Raw genomic sequence first — 16,805 nt, 5'->3', positions numbered from 1 at the left:
GCTATCCGGCCTGGGCGAACGGCGCCAGCGGCACGCCGGCCCCCTCGAGCGCCGCCCGCACCTGGCGGGCGATCTCGACGGCGCCGGGGGTGTCGCCGTGCACGCAGATCGAGTCGGGCTGCAGCGTGAGCGGGTCGCCGTTGATGTCGTGGATGGGCTCGCCCGTGGCCATCGCGATGCAGCGCCGGGCGATCGCCTCCGGGTCGTGCAGCACGGAGTCCTTCTCCTTGCGGGAGACGAGGTGCCCCTCGGGGGTGTAGGCGCGGTCGGCGAAGGCCTCGTGCGCAGTCTGCAGGCCGGCCTCCTCGGCGAGTCTGAGCACCACGGAGCCGGGCAGACCCATCAACACCAGGTCGGGGTCGAAGGCCCGGACCGCGGCGACGACGGCCCCGGCCTGCTCCTCGTGGGTCACGATCGCGTTGTAGAGCCCGCCGTGCGGCTTGACGTAGCTGATGCGGCCACCGGCCTGCCGGGCGAAGCCGTCCAGGGCGCCGATCTGGTAGGTCACCTCGTCCTGCAGGGTCACCGGGTCGACGTCGATGAAGCGGCGACCGAAGCCCGTGAGGTCGCGGTAGGCGACGTGCGCGCCGATCGACACCCCGTTGGTCACCGCCTGCGTCGTCACGTGGCGCATGATCGAGGGGTCCCCGGCGTGGAAGCCGCAGGCGACGTTGGCGCTGGTGACGATCGACAGCAGGGCGTCGTCGTCGCCCATCGCCCAGCTGCCGTGCCCCTCGCCCAGGTCCGAGTTCAGGTCAACAGTCATCGTGTCCTCCTCAGCCGGTGACCAGGTCGATCGCGGGCTGGATCGAGTTGATCGCCAGGTAGATGGTCAGTACCCATGCTGCCGTACCGAGGGCGGCGAGCCACTTCGGGTAGGTGTAGTCGTTGAGCAGGTCGCGGCGGCGCCAGGCGACCCACATGATGACGCCGATGCCGACGGGCAGGAGGATGCCGTTGAACGCGCCGGCGAAGACGAGCAGTTCCTGGGGGGCGGCGCCGATGACCAGGTAGAGGACCAGGGACAGGGCGATGAACCCGGCGACGAGGAAGCCGGTGAGGCGCGGGGTCGTCCTGGTGCTGGAGGTCAGGAAGGTGATGGTGGTGTAGGAGCAGCCGATGACGCTGGTCAGGGCGGCGGCGGCGAACACGACGCCGAAGAGGCGGTAGCCGACGGTGCCGGCGGCGACCTCGAAGGCGGAGGCGGCCAGGTTGTCGGGGTCAAGGGTGGCGCCGGCGTGGACGACACCGAGGATGGCCAGGAAGAGGATGACGCGCATCAGGCCGGTGACCAGGATGCCCAGGATGGCGCTGTTGGTCAGCTGCTTGACGCGGCTGGGGCCGGTGATGCCGGCGTCGACCAGACGGTGGGCGCCGGCGTAGATGATGTAGCCGCCGATGGTGCCGCCGATCAGGGTGGTGATGGCCAGGGCGCTGAACGTCTCGGGGGCCACGGAGTTCTTCAGTGCCGAGGCGACCGGTGGACCGGAGGTGATCGCGACGTAGAGGGTGAGCAGGATCATCAACGCCCCGAGGACGACCACGACGCGGTCCATGGCCAGGCCGGCCTTCTTGGACAGGAAGATGCCGAAGGCCAGGGCGGCCAGGATGACCGCGCCGATCTTGGGGTCCAGGTCGAGCATGATGTTCATGCCCAGCCCGGCGCCGCTGACGTTGCCGATGTTGAAGACCAGGCCGCCGATGAGCAGCAGCCCGGCCATGAACCACCCCAGGCCGGGCAGCACGGAGTTGCCGAGCTCCTGGGCGCGCCGGCCGGAGACGCCGATGACCCGCCACACGTTGGTCTGGATGGCGATGTCGACCAGGATCGAGATCAGGATCGCGAAGGCGAACGCCGCCCCGAGCTCCACGGTGAACGTCGTGGTCTGGGTGATGAAGCCCGGTCCGATGGACGAGGTCGCCATCAGGAAGATGGCGCCCAACAGGGTCCCACGACTCGTGGCGCTGAGGCGTGAGGGCTCCTCCGTCGTGGTGGCTCCGGTGTGCTCTGACATGGGTTCCTCCGGGTGGGGCGGTCCGGTCGTCTGGCCTGTTCACCCGAACGTAACGGATTGTTCAACAATCTGTCTAGAGTGTTGAACAATTCTTTACCTCCCGGCACAATGGCGGGATGAGTCAGGGATCGACCGCCCGCGCGGTGGGCGAGCACCTCAGCGAGTGGATCACCGAGGGGCGGCTGGCCCCGGGCGACAAGGTGTCCGAGACGTCCGTCGCCTCGCAGCTGGAGGTCTCACGCAACACGGTGCGGGAGGCCTTCCGGCTGCTCGCGCACGACGGCCTGCTGGTCCACGAGTTCAACCGTGGGGTCTTCGTCCCGCAGGTGACCAGCGCCGATGTGCGCGACGTCTATCGGTTGCGCCTGATCATCGAGCCCGGGGTCGTCCGGGCCCTGACGGCCCGCGACACCCACCGGCTCGGCACTCTCGAGGCCGCGGTCGCCGAGGCGCGCACCGCCGCCCGGCGCCGGGACTGGCCGCGGGTCGGCACCGCCAACATGCACTTCCACCGCTCGCTCGTCGCACTCGCCGGCAGCCCCCGGCTGGATGTCATGATGCGCCGGCTCACCGCCGAGCTGCGGCTGCTGTTCGCCGTGATCGACGACCCCCGCTACCTCTACCAGCCCTTCGTCAAGCGCAACAAGGAGCTCCTGGCGCTGATGACCAAGGGACGCTTCGAGGAGGGCGCGGACTATCTGGAGAGCTACCTCGGCGACTCCGAGGGCGCCATCCTCGCCGCCTTCGAGGAGCGGGAGCGGACGGCCTGACGCTCCCTGGCGCCCGACGCACCCGTCGGGTGGCGCTGTGGATGAGTTCGGAGCCGTGTCGGTGAGTCCTGTCATCCTTGGCAGCCATGAGACGAAGGGGGCACCATGGTGGGTATGACCGTCGAGGAGATCGCGATCTACACGGTCGCGGACCTGGAGCGGGAGCGCGTTCTCGATGACCGGCTCCGCTGGGAGTTGCTCGAGGGCGAGTTGGTCATGACACCGTCTCCCCGCACGGTTCACCAGCAGCTGGTGCTCAGGCTCGCCGTCCGACTGCTGGCAGCGGTTGATGAGACGGTGCTTGATGTCATCCCGGCACCGGTCGACGTCCGGATGTCAGACCGCACGGTCCTGCAACCAGACCTGGTCGTGGCCACGCTCAAGCAGATCCAGGACGACGGGATCGTGGGTGCCCCGGTGCTGGCCGTCGAGGTCCTCTCGCCGTCCACCAGGCGGCGCGACCTGGTCACCAAGCTCGAGATCATGCAACGCTCCGGTTGCCCCCACTACTGGGTGCTCGACCCGGACGAGGTCTCCCTGCGGGCCTGGCGACTGGTCGAGGGCCGCTACGTGCTCCACGCCCATGCCGTCGGCGACCAGCAGGTGCGGCTCGCCGAGCCCGCCGACGTCACCTTCAGCGTCGTCGAACTGCTGCCAGCCCGACGCTGACAGGGGACCGTGATGACCAGCCAGAACAAGGCCGCCTCGACCGACACGCCGGCCGGTGCGCGCACGGCATACCGCGGCGGTGCGGTGGTCCCCACCAGCGGCCACGCGAGCGGCTTCACCCAGGCCAACCTGGTGATCCTGCCGCGCGACTGGGCGTGGGACATGCTCCTGTTCGGCCAGCGCAACCCGCAGCCGGTGCCGCTGCTGGACGTGACCGAGCCCGGCTCGCCGCACACCGAGCTGGCGCCCGGAGCGGACCTGCGCACCGACCTGCCTCTCTATCGAGTATGGCGTGAGGGCGAGCTGGTCGAGGAGGTGCCGGACATCTCCGCGCTGTGGGCCGAGGACCTGGTCTCGTTCCTCATCGGCTGCTCATTCAGCTTCGAGCGGGCGCTGCTGGACGCGGGTGTGCCGGTGCGCAACATCGAGCAGGGGCGCAACGTGGCGATGTACCGCACGAACCGGCAGTGCCGGCCCGCCGGGCGGCTCTCGGGTGAGCTGGTGGTCTCGATGCGGCCGGTGCCGGCGGCGCTGGTGCCGACGGCGGTGCAGGTGACCGGTCGGATGCCGGCGGTGCACGGCGCGCCGGTGCACGTGGGCGACCCGGCCTCGCTGGGGATCACCGACCTGGGTGCACCCGACTTCGGCGAGCCGATCGAGGCGGACGAGGGCGACGTGCCGGTCTTCTGGGCGTGCGGTGTGACCCCGCAGGCAGCGCTGATGGCCTCCAGGCCGCCGTTCGCGATCACGCACGCGCCGGGTCACATGTTCGTGACCGACGTGCCGGACGCGGTCTACCGGCTCCCCTAAAAGTTCAGGGGTTTTGCGCCTCCGCCCCGTCTTTTCTCAGGGGTTTTGCAGGTCTTGCCCGCCCTTTCTCAGAGCTCTTGCTGCCCGGCGGGGCAGGGTCGCAGCTACACAGAGCGCACGTCCCGCAGGAAGCGCAGCACCAGGCGCCACGACTCGTCGCACGCCTCCGAGTGGTCGCCGTGGGTCCGGTCGAAGAACGAGTGCGGCGCACCGTCGAAGGTGACGAACTCGTGCTCCACCCCGGCGCTGCGCAGCGCACCGTCGAACCGGTCGCGCATCTCCTGCGTGATCGAGGCGTCCGCGCCGCCGTAGATCGCCAGCAGCGGACCCCGCATCCGGTCGGCCGCCTCGGCCGGGTCGTCGAAGACCCCCAGCCGGCTCCCGTCGAGACCGCCGTAGAACGCGATCGCCCCGGCCACGTCCAGCGCCGGGTCGGTGGTCGCGTAGTAGGACATCGTCCCGCCCAGGCAGAACCCCACGGTCACGACGTCCCGCACCCCGAGCTCCTCGCGGAGCCAGCCCGCCGCCACCCGCGCGTCGGCCTGGACCTGCTCGACGGTCAGCTGGCGCACGTGCGGCATGAAGTCGAAGTCGGCGCCCCGGTCCGTCGAGGCCTCCGTGCGGGCGAAGTAGTCGATCGCGATCGCGTGGTGCCCGGCCGACGCGAACCGGTCCGCGAGCCGTTTGTAGTAGTCGAACAGCCCCCGCACGTCGGGCAGGATGACCACCGCGGCAGTATGCGGGTCGCTGGCGACCGCGGAGTAGGTCGCCAGCGGCGCGCCCTCCTCGGTGGTGAGCGTCAGGTCCTGCGAGCGGAAGTCCGCCGGATGGGGGAGGGCGTCGGCGGGGATGGCGGGGGGTGTGGCGGCCGGGTCGAAGCACATGCCTTCGCACTGTAGTCACACGATCCCCTGCCCGGACGGGCACGACCCGTTGCCTTTACGTGCAAGCAGGCCACCTCGGGCCGCGTCGCCACTACGTTGGAACCCGCGCCCCGATCTCGGTTGCCGGGTAGGTGACCAAGGTTGTTGAGGAAGCCGACTCCCGGGCGGGATCCAACGTCCCGGGCTCAGGAAACAACTGTTCACCGATCACGTCCGAGGACCACGGCCATGGCCGAACGCACTCTGTTCACTCTGCAAGTTGGCGCCGGGGGGCCGTTCGACGGCTCGCTCAGCGCCCGGGCACTCGTGGTGTCCCCCAAGGTCAAACAGCTCAAGGGCACCGGTGCGGTGCGCTTCACCGAGGGTGCCTATATCGAGGTGCCGCCACCGGAGAAGGCCGCCGCGTTCGAGGAGTTCAGCGTCCGGGCCGAGCTCGTCGCCGGCAGCACGGACCGGCGGCAGAGCATCGTCGAGGGGGCTGACCCGCCGGTGTCGCTCTATCTCGACAAGGGCGGCCACGTGGTGGGAGCCATCCACACCGCCCGCGGCTGGCAGAAGGTGACCAGCGACAAGCCCGTGCCCGCCGACAAGAAGGTCGCGATCACGTTCACCCGCGAGGGCGGTGAGCTGCGCCTGGCGGTCAACGGCACCGCGGCTGGCATCCGGAAGGTGTCCGGACAGCTGGCCAGCACCGGCGCTGCCGGCCTTGTGGTCGGCACCGCGATCGACCACAAGAGTCACCAGTTCCAGGGGCAGCTGATCGACCTGGTGATCAAGGACGGCCTGGTCTCGCAGCAGGTCAGGACCGCCCGCCTGCAGAGGTCCGAGGCGCTCCAGGCGACGATCAAGGAGTCCCTCGGCCTGCAGAAGGTGCGGATCGACCCTGGGCTGGAGAACGGCTATGCGCGACTCCAACCGATCAAGAGCATCATCCGGGCCGTCGGCGTCGAGAAGCTCACCGACCTGGCCACGCTCAACGTGCCCAGCGGGACCGTCATCACGCCCGGCAAGATCATGGTTGCCCCGCCGAAGTCGAGCGGCCCGGTCATCCATATCGACTGGAGCAAGATCGCCGTCGAGCTGCGCGCGGCCAAGGCGACCGAGGGGCGTGGGCTGCTGGCCAAGTACGTCCCGAACCGCAACAGCACCACGACGATCCTGAAGGCCATCGAGGCGGGAAGCGCCAAGCCCACGAAGCCGACCGGGCCCACGAAGCCGACCAGGCCCACGAAACCTTCCACGCCGGACCCGAAGCTCGAGACCAAGCCAGGTCCGGTCGTCCCGCCCGTCCTGCGCGGTGGGGGACTTGGGCGTGGTGGGGAGCTGGGCCCGATCCTGCGCGGCCGGTTCCCGACACTCCCGGTGACCCCGCTCGGGGACACCCATGGGGACACTCCCGGAGCGCGGCCCATCGACCGGATCGAGCGTCAACTGGTCAGCCGCCGGCTGGCCGACCTGACGAACCTGTCCTCGCTCATCGAGCTGAAGGGGGCCGGCCTGCACATCAAGGACACCGGGCTGCCCGACCGGCTGGAGAGCGCGGCCCCGCAGGAGTGGCCGCTGCTGGACGGGCCGAGGGTGCTGATCTCGGACTCGTTCGTCATCCCCGTCGACACCTCGGTGATGATGGCCGACGTCCTGGACCTGCGGGGCGTGGAGCTCCGGGTCGAGCCGGGGGTGGCCAAGCTCTATCTCATCGCCGAGCAGATCAGGGTCGACGCCGCCACCACCATCACCTGGCGGGAACCGGGCGGGTCGACCCCGCCCCGCGCGGACAACGCCGACCTCAATGGGCGCGGCTACAGCGGCCAGCACCTCAAGCCCAACTCGTGGGACGGCCTGGACGGTGAGGACGGCCGCTCCGGCGGGAGCGGCATCGGTGGAGGAGCCGGACGCTCGGCCCCCGCCCTGGAGATCTGGGCGCGCTCGATGACCGGTATGCCGAACCTCGACCTCAACGGCCAGGACGGCATCCGCGGCGGGCGTGGTCAGCGCGGCGGGCGTGGCGGCGACGGTGCCGACGGTCGCGTCGGCAAGCGCATCTGGGTCTTCGACTGGATCTGCACGAGCGACCCCGGCGACGGAGGCGACGGCGGTGACGGCGGCGATGGTGGCCGCGGTGGCCGGGGCGGCCCGGGCGGTGACGGCGGCGACATCACCATCGGCACCCTGGAGGACACCCTCGAGGCGGTGGTGACCGCCAACACCTTCCGCGTCAAGAACGAGGGCGGCCGCGCGGGCCGCGGTGGCGACGGAGGACCCGGCGGTGCGGGCGGCCGCGGCGGTCGAAGCGGCGCGGGAGAGACCTGCAAGGACGCCGACGACGGCCACACCGGGTCACGCGGTCAACCGGGGCGCACCGGCGAGGACGGCACCTCCCGCGGAGGAGACGGCTACCTCGACTTCTTCGAGTTCGACGAGGACGCCTGGGACGAGCTCCTCACCCGCCCCTGGGTGACCGAGGTGTCGCCGGAGTACCTCTTCCCCGGCAACACGGTGACGCTCTCCGGCAGCCGGTTCACGCCGACGGACCGCGTCCACGTGGGCAGTCACGTGCTGGCCCCGGTCGTCAACGCCGACGAGTCGATCTCGGTGGACCTGCCCGACTCGATCTCTGGCGGCGAGCAGACTGTCTTCGTGCGACGTCCGGACGGCACTGAGAGCAACCGGCTCAGGTTGTGGGTCAAGCCGCAGCTGAGCGCCTTCAGCGCGGTGCTCGCACCGGGTGCGACCGTCGGTCTGACCGGCAAGGCGTTCCGGCACGGCGCGAGCGTCGTGATGGACGGCGAGGCCGTGCCGACGACCTTCGTCTCGGAGAGCGCCGTGGACTTCGAGGTGCCGGGCACGGGCGGCGGGGGCAGCACCGAGCGCAGCGTGCAGCTGCGGGTCCGCAATCCCGACGGCCTGGTGTCCAACCCCCGGACCGCGACCGTGCCGCAGATCCTGGAGATCCCGTTCCGCTTCCCCGAGCACGCGCTGAACTTCAGCAACTTCGCGGAGGGAAGCCCCTCGTGGGGGACCTACGAGGACACCTACGGGGCCGCCGAGGTCTACCACGAGCTGCTCGACCCGATCTTCGGGCACCCGGTGCTCACGGCTGCCTTCTACGGCTTCTACCACTACTTCCTGCTGGGCGACGACAACGGCGGGCTGGCCACGGGCTTCTGCACGTCACTGACGACCAAGGTGCTGGACGAGCTGTGGACGGGCAGCACGGACACCTTCACCCGAGTCAACCTGAACGCCGAGACGCGACGTGACCTCACCGCCATCCACGGGCGGCTGCTCAGCCGCGAGAGCCTGATCCACTTCCACGACCAGGGCCGCCAGGGCGTGAGCCGGGTCGAGACGACCTACCGCGAGATCGAGTCCACCTTCCACGACGGGTGCGACCGGCACAACGCCCCGATGCTCTTCTTCATCCCGGCCGGCGCGGTCTGGGACTCGGGCTACGTCGACGGGCTGGGGTCCAGCCACTGCATCGCGCCGATCCGTTTCGTCTACCCGCCCGGCCATCCCGGCCCGTCACCCGCCGGGCTGACCGACCCCGACGGCGTCACCCTCTTCTGCTGGGACTGCAACCACTCCCCGACCGACGACACCGCCGCCCGGGAGTCGGAGAACTGCCGGCTGGTCTTCAAGCGGGTCGACGGGGTGCTGCACTACGACTACTTCGACGGCGGCTCGACACCGAAGTTCTGCTCCGAGGACGGCATCACGCTGGGCATGATGACCAACGGTGCCTACCTGCACTCCGACCACGACCTGCCCTTCAGCGGGCCGTTCGGCGTGACCCGCTTCGTGCTCGACTTCCTGCTCTCCCCGGCGGACCTGCAGGTGACCGACGAGGACGGGCTGCGCACCGGGCGGTTCGGCAGCCAGATCCTCTCGGAGATCCCGGGCAGCCACCCGTGCTACCTGACGAAGGGTGCCTACCTGCTCCCGGCGGACACGGCGCTGGTGCGCACCATCACCGGGCTGGACAGCGGGGAGTACGCCTACCACTCCGTCGCCCCGGGTGGCACCTCCATCTCGCTGGAGGGGGTGTCGACGGCGGCCGGGCAGGCCGACCAGCTGTCAATGAGCGCGGACGGCTCGCAGATCAGGGTTGCTCCCGGTGCCGCCAAGGACTTCTCCCTCCAGATCGCCCGTGAGGTGGGCGAGGAGATCCGCGCGGTCTCCGTCCAGGGAGTCGGCGGCACCGCCACCGAGGAGGTCGACATCACGGTGTCGCCGGACCTGTCGGTCCTGCGGGTCGGCAACCGCGCCGCGGACCGCTCCGTGAGCGTGAAGGCGTTCGCGGCCAACAAGACCACGATGGCGCACGCGTCCGCCGACCGGGGCGGCGTCTCGCTGCCGCAGGACCACGACCTGGTCGTCACCGTCACCGACTGGACCGATCTGGACCTGGACGTGGGCACGCTCCACTTCTGATCTCACCCAGTCGTCGGCGAGCGGTGCGACTCTCGCCCAGTCGTGGGCGAGCCGCGACTCTCGCCCAGTCGTGGGCGAGCCGCGACTCTTGCCCAGTCGTGGGCGAGCCGTGCGACATTTCTGTGCGCCGCGGGAGCGCCAGGACGTCTCAGGGCGCACATCTGGTCGCATGGCGCGTCGCGGGGAGACCACCCATCTAATAGTGTAAGGGTTGACTTATATAAGCGTTGACTGCATGATGGGCACGTGCACGCCTTCGACATCCTCGGCGACCCGGTGCGACGCCGGATCCTCGAGCTGCTCGCGGACGGAGAGGCGACGGCCGGAGCCGTCAGCGACGTCATCCGCGCCGAGTTCGGGATCAGCCAGCCCGCGGTCTCCCAGCACCTGCGGGTGCTGCGTGAGGCCGGGTTCGCCCGGGTCCGTGCGGAGGGCACCCGTCGGATCTACGCGGTCCAGGCGGAGGCGCTGCACGAGGTCGACGAGTGGCTCACCCCGTTCCGCAGGTATTGGGGTCCGCGGCTCGCGGCACTGGACACCGAGATCGCGCGCGGCAAACGTGCGCGACGACAGACCGAGGAGCGCACACCATGAGAGAGAACCAGCAGGACACCAGCACGGCAATGCCCGCGGCCGACCCACAGGCCATCAGCCGTGGGCTGGTCAGCCGCCCGCACGATCAGGGCGAGGCCTACGTCCAGACGGTCGCGCAGACCTACGCCACCACCGTCGACGACCTCTGGGACGCGGTGACCAACGTGGAGCGGTTGCCGCGCTGGTTCAACGCGGTCAGCGGCGACCTGCGGCAGGGAGGGCGCTACCAGATCGAGGGCAACGCAGGCGGCACGATCCAGACCTGCGAGGCGCCCCGCAGCTTCACCGCGACCTGGGAATTCGGCGGCAACACCAGTTGGATCGTGGTCCGGATCAGCCCGGAGGGCGAGGGGGCACGCCTCGAGCTCGAGCACACCGCGCTGGTGCCGGAGGACACGACCTTCTGGGACGAGTTCGGCCCGGGCGCCACCGGCGTCGGCTGGGACCTCACCCTCATGGGCCTGGGCGCGCACGTCGCCACCGGCGAGACCATCACCGGCGACGTCGCACAGGGCTGGGAGACGACTCCGGAGGGTCTGGCGTTCATCAGCGGCAGCAGCCGGTTGTGGGCCGAGGCGAGTGTCGCCTTCGGCACACCCCCGGAGGCCGCCGAGGCTGCGCAGGCACGCACGACCTCGTTCTACACCGGCCAGCCCTGACCCGTCCCGGACCCCAGCGGTTGAGTTCGCCGGCTACTGCGGCACGATGGCAGGGTGAGCATCGAGATCCCTGAGAAGTACCGGCATCTGTTCGAGAACGCCAACTTCGGCAGCCTGGGCACCGTCCGACCTGACGACACGGTCCAGGTCTCGCCGATGTGGTTCGAGTATGACGGTGAGACGTTGCGCTTCACGCACACCACGAAGCGCGCGAAGTACCGCAACCTGCAGCGCAATCCGTCGATGTCGCTCGCGGTGATGGACCCGGACAAGCCGGTCCACTACGCCGAGGCGCGCGGTCGCCTGATCGAGGTCGTGCCCGACCCGACGGGTGCGTTCTACGACCAGTTGCACCGCCGCTACGGCGGGGAAGGGATGATCCCTCCCGACGCGGCGGACCGGGTGATCCTGGTGATGTCGATCGAGAAGGTTAACGGCCAGTAGGTGCCGCGTCCCCGGGGAGGGGGAAAGCCCGGCAACAGGGGGTGTGCCGGGGCCTTCGTGGGGGTGGGGACTGGGGTGGCGAGGCGGATGTGCTCCTCGCCGTCGAGGGTCAGGCGCCGTAGCTGTCCGGGGAGTCGGCCGACACGGACTCGGGGCTGTCCGGGGTCTGCGGGCTGTCGGGGCTGTTCGGCGAGTCGACCGAGGCGGGGGACTGGACCGAGGCCGGCGAGTCGACCGAGGCCGAGGCCGGGGACTGGGCCGACTGTGCGCTGACCGCAGAGTCGGCGCTCTGGACGGACTGGACGCTGGCGGACTGGACATCCTGGGCAGCGGTGGCCCCGCCGGCCTTGCTGAACGGGCTGTCCGCGCTCGGAACGCTCTCCGCCTGCCAGTCGCCGACCTTGGCGGCCAGGGCGGTCCACTGGGCGCTGCCGGCGGGCTTGCTCTCGGCGGCGATCGGACGCTGCTCGGACAGGGCCACGTTGACCGTCTCGCTCTGCGGGACCTGGGCGTTGCTGCCCCAGGCGGCTGCGGCGGTGGCACCACCGATGGCGGTGACGGCGGTGGCGGCGACGACGACGGTCCAGGCGCGGGACTTCGGGCTGGTGCTGCTACTCATGATCGTTCCTTTCGGGACCGGTGTTCCGGGCTGATGACTCAATCTTCGAAGACCCAGATGAGCAGATTCTTTGACCGTCGTGAGAAAGCTCTCACCAGCCACGACCCGGTCAGCACTCGCACATTCTCCGCCAAGACGCGAGGCTGGGTCCAGCCCGGGAGAGTCCAGCCAGGAGAAGGAGGAGCTCGTCATGGTCAACGAGGTGATCGTCGTGGGACTGGACGGGTCCGACCGTTCGCACGACGCGTTGCGGTTCGCCCTCGAGGAGGCACGGTTGCGCGACGCCGCCGTCGAGGTGATCACGACCTGGCGCGAGGACAGCCAGGGTGACACCCGCGAGCAGGCCGAGGAGGTCCAGGCCGTGGCGCGGGGCCAAATCCCCGCGGACGGCGCACCTCCCGTCGACTTCCAGATCGTGCACGGCCGGCCCCAGGAGGCACTGGTCAACGCCTCGGCCCGGGCGAGCCTGCTGGTGATCGGCGCGCACGGGGTGCAGTCCATCCGTCGCGCGGCACTCGGCTCGATCAGTGAGTATGTCGCGCGCCTGGCCAGCTGCCCCGTCGTGGTCATCCCGGCGGGAGCGGCCCCGCGGACCACCGGCTGACAGCGGTGCGGCACCGCCCCTTGCCCGTCCGCGGATAACCGGGGAGGCTGGCGTCATGAGCGCGCACCCAGGAACTGAGGTGCTGGACACCGCGACCTGTCTGGCCCTGCTGCGCGAGGCGGCGTTCGGCCGGCTCGCCGTCATCGTCAACGGACGTCCGGAGATCTACCCCGTCAACCACGCCGTGCACCACGGGTCGGTGGTCTTCCGCACCGGCAGGGGCTCCAAGCTGGCCGGTGCCGTCGGGCAAGCCGTGGCCTACGAGGTCGACGGCGTCGATGAGGCCACCGGGCAGGCCTGGAGCGTCGTGGTCGCCGGGCACGCCCACGAGGTCCAGCAGCTCCACGACATACTCGAGGCTCTTGACCTGCCCGTCTTCCCGTGGGAGGAGGGCCCCAAGCCCCACTTCGTGCGGATCGACCCCGACGGGATCACCGGCCGCCGGTTCGTGATCCACGGCGGCAAGCAGGGGGCAGGCGCCGGGCTAGCCGGCGAGACGGAGGGCTCCGACTAAAGTCACCGACTTCGGTCGGTTTCCCGGGCCCACCAGGGGCTGTCAGGCTGGGTCGTCGTGGACGAGACGATCATCCGGGAGGACAGCCCATGAGTATGCCGGGACACCAGGGCGGCACGGACCCGGCCGGGGCGACCCGGCTCGGGATGTCTGGTGGTGACACCGCCTTCCTGGCAGTGCTCGGAGCGGGCCTGGGGGCGGGCGCCGCGGCCGTGCTGCCGGTGGTCGCACGGTGGACGGAGCAGCGTGGCGTGCCGTTCCCCGGCCCACTGCAGCTGCTGGCCTCGTTCGACTCGGACTGGCTGGTGTGGGGCCGTCCCGTGATCGGCCTGGTCGTCGGTGTGGTCGCGGCACTGCTCATCGCCCACCACCAGCCGGTGCTGCACATCACCCGCGACTCCGTGCTCGTGGAGAAGGGGTCCGACCGCCGCCGGATCCGCCGCGAGGACGTGGCCGGGGTCTTCCGGGAGGGCAGTAAGCTGGTCATCGAGACCGAGCAGGGGCGCCGGCTCTACGAGGGCGATGTGGACGGCGGCCGCGAGAAGGTGCGGGACGCGTTCCGCGGACACGGCTACCCCTGGGAGAACGAGGACTGACCCCACCCGAGGTTCGACCGGGCATGATGTGGGGCAACCGACCGGTAACCAACCCAGGAGCCACCCGTGCGCCGCACCATCTTCACCGAGGACCACGAGGCCTTCCGCGCCTCCGCCCGCGAGTTCATCGACAGGGTCGCCCGCCCGCGAGCCGAGGAGATGATCCGGTCCCACGGCATACCTCGCGAGGTCTGGTTGGAGGCCGGGCGGCAGGGGCTGCTGGGCCTGTCCATCCCCGAGGAGTATGGCGGCAGCGGCGCAGGTGACTACCGCTTCAATGCGGTGCTCGCCGAGGAGCAGTCCCGGCTGAGCGCGGCGTTCTCGTCGTGTCTGGGGATCCACTCCGACGTCTGCCCGCCCTACCTCGTGGCGCACGGCACGGAGGAGCAGAAGCAGCGGTGGCTGCCCGGCATCGCCTCCGGGGAGTCCATCATCGCCATCGCCATGACCGAGCCCTCGGGCGGCTCGGACCTGGCGGCGCTGAAGACCACCGCGGTCCGCGACGGCGAGGACTGGGTGCTCAACGGGTCGAAGACGTTCATCACCAACGGCTACAGCTGCGACCTGGTGATCGTCGCCGCCCGCACCGACCCGAGCCGCGGCGCCAAGGGCATCACGCTCTTCGTGCTGGAGGCCGGGATGGAGGGCTTCACCAAGGGCGAGCCGCTGGACAAGGTCGGGCAGGACGAGGCGGACACCTGCGAGCTCTTCTTCGACGACGTGCGCGTGCCGGACAGCCACCGGCTCGGGGAGGAGGGCCGCGGCTTCATCCTCATGATGGAGCACCTCACCCAGGAGCGCGCCGGTGCGGCGGTGTCCAACATCGCGCACGCCGCGCAGATCCTCAGCGAGACCCTCGCGTACGCCAAGGACCGGCAGGCCTTCGGGCAGCCGATCGGTCAGTTCCAGCACAACAAGTTCCTGCTCGCCGAGCTGATCACCAAGGTCGACGTCACCCAGGCCTTCGTCGACCAGTGCGTCCTCGCGCACGGCCAGGGCGCGCTCACTCCGGTCGACGCCGCCAAGGCGAAATGGTGGTCGGCGCAGGTGCAGGGCGAGGTGCTCGACGCCTGCGTGCAGCTCTACGGCGGCTACGGCTTCATGAACGAGTACCGCGTCGCCCGCGCCTGGCGCGACGCGCGCGTCACCCGCATCTGGGCCGGCTCCAACGAGATCATGAAGGAGATCATCGGGCGCGACCTCGGTCTCGGCTGAGCCGATGAGTTGCGGTGGCCGTGCCGGTCGGTATCAGTGACCCGAGGCACCTGGAGGAGCCATGACGACACCGACACCGACTCATGAGCGCAATCTCGACACGCAGTATGGCGGAGGTCCGCTCACCTGGGAGACCGTCAGTCAGGCGGTGGCCGAGGACGTGCAGAAGATGGAGACGGCCGTCTTCCTCGGCACGGTCCGCCCCGACGGGCGCCCGCACTCGGCGGCGATCGGAGCCTTCTGGACCGACGGGGAGATCTTCGTGGTCAGCGGTCCCGGCACCCGCAAGTCCCGCAACCTGGCCGCCAACCCGCACTGCACCCTGTCGGTCCGGACCAGCGTCGGTGACGTGATCTTCGAGGGCACGGCCGCGCGCGTCACCGACGCGCCCACCCTGGAGCGGGTCGCCGCCGGCGCGCGGGACGGCGGCTGGCCCGCACAGGTCGAGGGCGAGGCAGTCACCGCGCCCTACAGCGCACAGTCGGCCGGCCCACCGCCGTGGTGGGTCTACCGGATCACCTACGACACGGTCTTCGGTGTGGCCACCAGCGAGCCGTTCGGTGCGACCCGTTGGAGTTTCACCGCCACCTGACCTGGGCACAGGTCGGGTCCCCGTGTCCGCCCGGGGCGCGCACGCGGCATACTCAAGTCATGTCACTGAGCACCGAGCAGAGCCAGCGCGACCGCATCAAGGAACTGAGTCGCAAGCACGTCTTCACATCCTGGTCGGCGCAGGGCGCGCTCGATCAGCTGCCGCTCGCCGGCGGTGAGGGCGCGCACTTCTGGGACCACGAGGGCAACCGCTACCTCGACCTGACCTCGCAGCTGGTCAATGTCAACATCGGCTACCAGCACCCCAAGCTCGTCGCCGCCATCCAGAAGGCGGCCGGGCAGCTGATCACCATCGGCCCCGGGTTCGACAGCGACTCCCGGGCCGAGGCAGCGCGGATGATCTCCGAGCGCGCGGGCGAGGGCATGAGCAAGGTGTTCTTCACCAACGCCGGTGCCGAGGCCGTGGAGAATGCCATCCGGTTCGCGCGCGTCCACACGGGGCGGCACAAGATCCTGGCGGCCTACCGCAGCTACCACGGCGCGACCCACGGGGCGATCTCGCTGACCGGTGAGGCGCGGCGCCTGGGCTCCGAGCCGGCGATCCCCGGCGTCGTGCACTTCTGGGGTCCCTACCTCTACCGCTCGGCGTTCCACGCCAGCAGCGAGGAGGAGGAGAGCCAGCGCGCGCTGGAGCACCTGCGGGCGACGATCACGTTCGAGGGGCCCTCGCACATCGCCGCGATCATCCTGGAGCCGGTCGTCGGGTCCAACGGGATCCTCGTGCCGCCGCCCGGCTACCTCGAGGGTGTCCGTGCCCTCTGCGACGAGTTCGGCATCATGCTGATCGCCGACGAGGTGATGGCCGGCTTCGCCCGCACCGGGCAGTGGTTCGCGTTCCAGAACTGGGACGTGCAGCCCGACCTGATCACCTTCGCCAAGGGCGTCAACTCCGGCTACATCCCGCTTGGCGGAGTCGTGATCTCTGATGCGATCTCCGCGACCTTCGATGAGAAGCCCTACCCGGGCGGGCTCACCTACTCCGGCCACCCGCTGGCCTGCGCGTCAGCCGTGGCCTCGATGACGATCATGGAGGAGGAGGGGATCCTGGAGCACGTGCGCCAGCTTGGCGAGAACGTGCTCGGCCCCGGCCTGCAGGCTCTGTCCGAGCACCCGGTCGTGGGTGACGTGCGCGGCCTGGGTGCCTTCTGGGCGGTGGAGCTCGTGGCGGATCGGGAGACCCGTGAGCCCTTGGCGGCCGACAAGCTCGCTGCGATCGGGCGCGCCTGCAAGGACGAGGGCGTGTGGCCGCTCATCATGGGCAACCGGGTGCACGTGGTGCCCCCGTGCGTCATCACCGAGGGCGAGGCCCGACAGGCGCTCGGCGTCCTCGGCCGGGCGCTCGCCGCCGTCTCCTGAGAAGGGGGCC

Annotated in this window: 17 protein-coding genes; 13 read left to right on the top strand and 4 right to left on the bottom strand. The window is 70.2% G+C overall.

Annotated elements, in window-relative coordinates; translation table 11 throughout:
- Nucleotide 1 precedes the first annotated feature (1 nt).
- Nucleotides 2-766, bottom strand: a complete 765-nt coding sequence (locus MWU75_RS07685; protein ID WP_247089385.1) for a 5-oxoprolinase subunit PxpA — start codon at nt 764-766, stop codon at nt 2-4.
- Nucleotides 767-776: 10 nt separating this feature from the next.
- A complete protein-coding gene (locus MWU75_RS07680; protein WP_247089384.1) occupies nt 777-2,015 on the bottom strand; it encodes an NRAMP family divalent metal transporter in 1,239 nt (412 codons plus the stop codon).
- Between the two features lie 116 nt (nt 2,016-2,131).
- Between MWU75_RS07680 and MWU75_RS07675 the strand changes: the two genes are divergently transcribed.
- From MWU75_RS07675 to MWU75_RS07665, 3 genes are all read left to right on the top strand, one after another.
- Complete coding sequence (locus MWU75_RS07675; RefSeq protein WP_247089383.1) at nt 2,132-2,785, top strand: GntR family transcriptional regulator; 654 nt, start codon at nt 2,132-2,134, stop codon at nt 2,783-2,785.
- Nucleotides 2,786-2,899: 114 nt separating this feature from the next.
- Nucleotides 2,900-3,454, top strand: coding sequence for a Uma2 family endonuclease (locus MWU75_RS07670; protein WP_247089382.1), 555 nt, complete (start codon nt 2,900-2,902; stop codon nt 3,452-3,454).
- A 12-nt stretch (nt 3,455-3,466) separates the two neighbouring features.
- Nucleotides 3,467-4,264, top strand: coding sequence for a putative hydro-lyase (locus MWU75_RS07665; RefSeq protein ID WP_247089381.1), 798 nt, complete (start codon nt 3,467-3,469; stop codon nt 4,262-4,264).
- Between the two features lie 104 nt (nt 4,265-4,368).
- Here the strand turns inward: MWU75_RS07665 and MWU75_RS07660 are convergent, their stop codons facing one another.
- On the bottom strand, nt 4,369-5,148 hold the full coding sequence (locus MWU75_RS07660; RefSeq protein WP_247089380.1) for a dienelactone hydrolase family protein: 780 nt from the start codon (nt 5,146-5,148) through the stop codon (nt 4,369-4,371).
- A 228-nt stretch (nt 5,149-5,376) separates the two neighbouring features.
- On the opposite strand from MWU75_RS07660, the gene MWU75_RS19880 reads away from it, so the two are divergent.
- The 4 genes from MWU75_RS19880 to MWU75_RS07640 all read left to right on the top strand — a co-directional run bounded on the left by MWU75_RS19880 (nt 5,377) and on the right by MWU75_RS07640 (nt 11,279).
- Nucleotides 5,377-9,582 (top strand): LamG-like jellyroll fold domain-containing protein, encoded by a 4,206-nt coding sequence (locus MWU75_RS19880; RefSeq protein ID WP_281496983.1) that lies wholly within the window; start codon nt 5,377-5,379, stop codon nt 9,580-9,582.
- A gap of 246 nt (nt 9,583-9,828) precedes the next feature.
- A complete protein-coding gene (locus MWU75_RS07650; RefSeq protein WP_247089379.1) occupies nt 9,829-10,176 on the top strand; it encodes a metalloregulator ArsR/SmtB family transcription factor in 348 nt (115 codons plus the stop codon).
- A complete protein-coding gene (locus MWU75_RS07645; RefSeq protein WP_247089378.1) occupies nt 10,173-10,835 on the top strand; it encodes an SRPBCC family protein in 663 nt (220 codons plus the stop codon). The genes MWU75_RS07650 and MWU75_RS07645 overlap by 4 nt, the downstream gene beginning before the upstream one ends.
- 54 nt (nt 10,836-10,889) lie before the next feature.
- The gene (locus tag MWU75_RS07640) at nt 10,890-11,279 is read left to right on the top strand and encodes a PPOX class F420-dependent oxidoreductase (protein WP_247089377.1); all 390 of its coding nucleotides are present in this window, start codon (nt 10,890-10,892) and stop codon (nt 11,277-11,279) included.
- A 109-nt stretch (nt 11,280-11,388) separates the two neighbouring features.
- Here the strand turns inward: MWU75_RS07640 and MWU75_RS07635 are convergent, their stop codons facing one another.
- On the bottom strand, nt 11,389-11,898 hold the full coding sequence (locus MWU75_RS07635; RefSeq protein ID WP_247089376.1) for a hypothetical protein: 510 nt from the start codon (nt 11,896-11,898) through the stop codon (nt 11,389-11,391).
- Between the two features lie 190 nt (nt 11,899-12,088).
- Between MWU75_RS07635 and MWU75_RS07630 the strand changes: the two genes are divergently transcribed.
- The 6 genes from MWU75_RS07630 to MWU75_RS07605 all read left to right on the top strand — a co-directional run bounded on the left by MWU75_RS07630 (nt 12,089) and on the right by MWU75_RS07605 (nt 16,795).
- On the top strand, nt 12,089-12,502 hold the full coding sequence (locus MWU75_RS07630; protein WP_247089375.1) for a universal stress protein: 414 nt from the start codon (nt 12,089-12,091) through the stop codon (nt 12,500-12,502).
- Between the two features lie 55 nt (nt 12,503-12,557).
- A complete protein-coding gene (locus tag MWU75_RS07625) occupies nt 12,558-13,016 on the top strand; it encodes a pyridoxamine 5'-phosphate oxidase family protein (RefSeq protein ID WP_247089374.1) in 459 nt (152 codons plus the stop codon).
- Nucleotides 13,017-13,105: 89 nt separating this feature from the next.
- Nucleotides 13,106-13,612, top strand: a complete 507-nt coding sequence (locus MWU75_RS07620; RefSeq protein WP_247089373.1) for a hypothetical protein — start codon at nt 13,106-13,108, stop codon at nt 13,610-13,612.
- 66 nt (nt 13,613-13,678) lie between these two features.
- Complete coding sequence (locus MWU75_RS07615; protein ID WP_247089372.1) at nt 13,679-14,827, top strand: acyl-CoA dehydrogenase family protein; 1,149 nt, start codon at nt 13,679-13,681, stop codon at nt 14,825-14,827.
- A 61-nt stretch (nt 14,828-14,888) separates the two neighbouring features.
- Entirely contained in the window at nt 14,889-15,419 is a 531-nt protein-coding gene (locus tag MWU75_RS07610; RefSeq protein WP_247089370.1) for a pyridoxamine 5'-phosphate oxidase family protein, read from the top strand.
- 59 nt (nt 15,420-15,478) lie between these two features.
- Nucleotides 15,479-16,795 (top strand): aspartate aminotransferase family protein, encoded by a 1,317-nt coding sequence (locus MWU75_RS07605; protein ID WP_247089368.1) that lies wholly within the window; start codon nt 15,479-15,481, stop codon nt 16,793-16,795.
- Nucleotides 16,796-16,805 lie beyond the last annotated feature (10 nt).

Source organism: Ornithinimicrobium sp. F0845 (assembly GCF_023015765.1).
GTDB lineage: Bacteria > Actinomycetota > Actinomycetes > Actinomycetales > Dermatophilaceae > Ornithinicoccus.
The sequence above is the reverse complement of the archived record's forward strand: the minus strand, read 5'-3'. Positions and strand labels throughout refer to the sequence as shown.

Excerpts from the sequence above, each read along its gene's own strand:
- MWU75_RS07630 (WP_247089375.1), top strand. The coding sequence starts at position 12,089 with ATGGTCAACGAGGTGATCGTCGTGGGACTGGACGGGTCCGACCGTTCG.
- MWU75_RS19880 (WP_281496983.1), top strand. The coding sequence starts at position 5,377 with ATGGCCGAACGCACTCTGTTCACTCTGCAAGTTGGCGCCGGGGGGCCG.
- MWU75_RS07670 (WP_247089382.1), top strand. The coding sequence starts at position 2,900 with ATGACCGTCGAGGAGATCGCGATCTACACGGTCGCGGACCTGGAGCGG.
- MWU75_RS07625 (WP_247089374.1), top strand. The coding sequence starts at position 12,558 with ATGAGCGCGCACCCAGGAACTGAGGTGCTGGACACCGCGACCTGTCTG.
- MWU75_RS07680 (WP_247089384.1), bottom strand. The coding sequence starts at position 2,015 with ATGTCAGAGCACACCGGAGCCACCACGACGGAGGAGCCCTCACGCCTC.
- MWU75_RS07605 (WP_247089368.1), top strand. The coding sequence starts at position 15,479 with ATGTCACTGAGCACCGAGCAGAGCCAGCGCGACCGCATCAAGGAACTG.
- MWU75_RS07620 (WP_247089373.1), top strand. The coding sequence starts at position 13,106 with ATGAGTATGCCGGGACACCAGGGCGGCACGGACCCGGCCGGGGCGACC.
- MWU75_RS07685 (WP_247089385.1), bottom strand. The coding sequence starts at position 766 with ATGACTGTTGACCTGAACTCGGACCTGGGCGAGGGGCACGGCAGCTGG.
- MWU75_RS07635 (WP_247089376.1), bottom strand. The coding sequence starts at position 11,898 with ATGAGTAGCAGCACCAGCCCGAAGTCCCGCGCCTGGACCGTCGTCGTC.
- MWU75_RS07675 (WP_247089383.1), top strand. The coding sequence starts at position 2,132 with ATGAGTCAGGGATCGACCGCCCGCGCGGTGGGCGAGCACCTCAGCGAG.
- MWU75_RS07610 (WP_247089370.1), top strand. The coding sequence starts at position 14,889 with ATGACGACACCGACACCGACTCATGAGCGCAATCTCGACACGCAGTAT.
- MWU75_RS07660 (WP_247089380.1), bottom strand. The coding sequence starts at position 5,148 with ATGTGCTTCGACCCGGCCGCCACACCCCCCGCCATCCCCGCCGACGCC.
- MWU75_RS07665 (WP_247089381.1), top strand. The coding sequence starts at position 3,467 with ATGACCAGCCAGAACAAGGCCGCCTCGACCGACACGCCGGCCGGTGCG.
- MWU75_RS07645 (WP_247089378.1), top strand. The coding sequence starts at position 10,173 with ATGAGAGAGAACCAGCAGGACACCAGCACGGCAATGCCCGCGGCCGAC.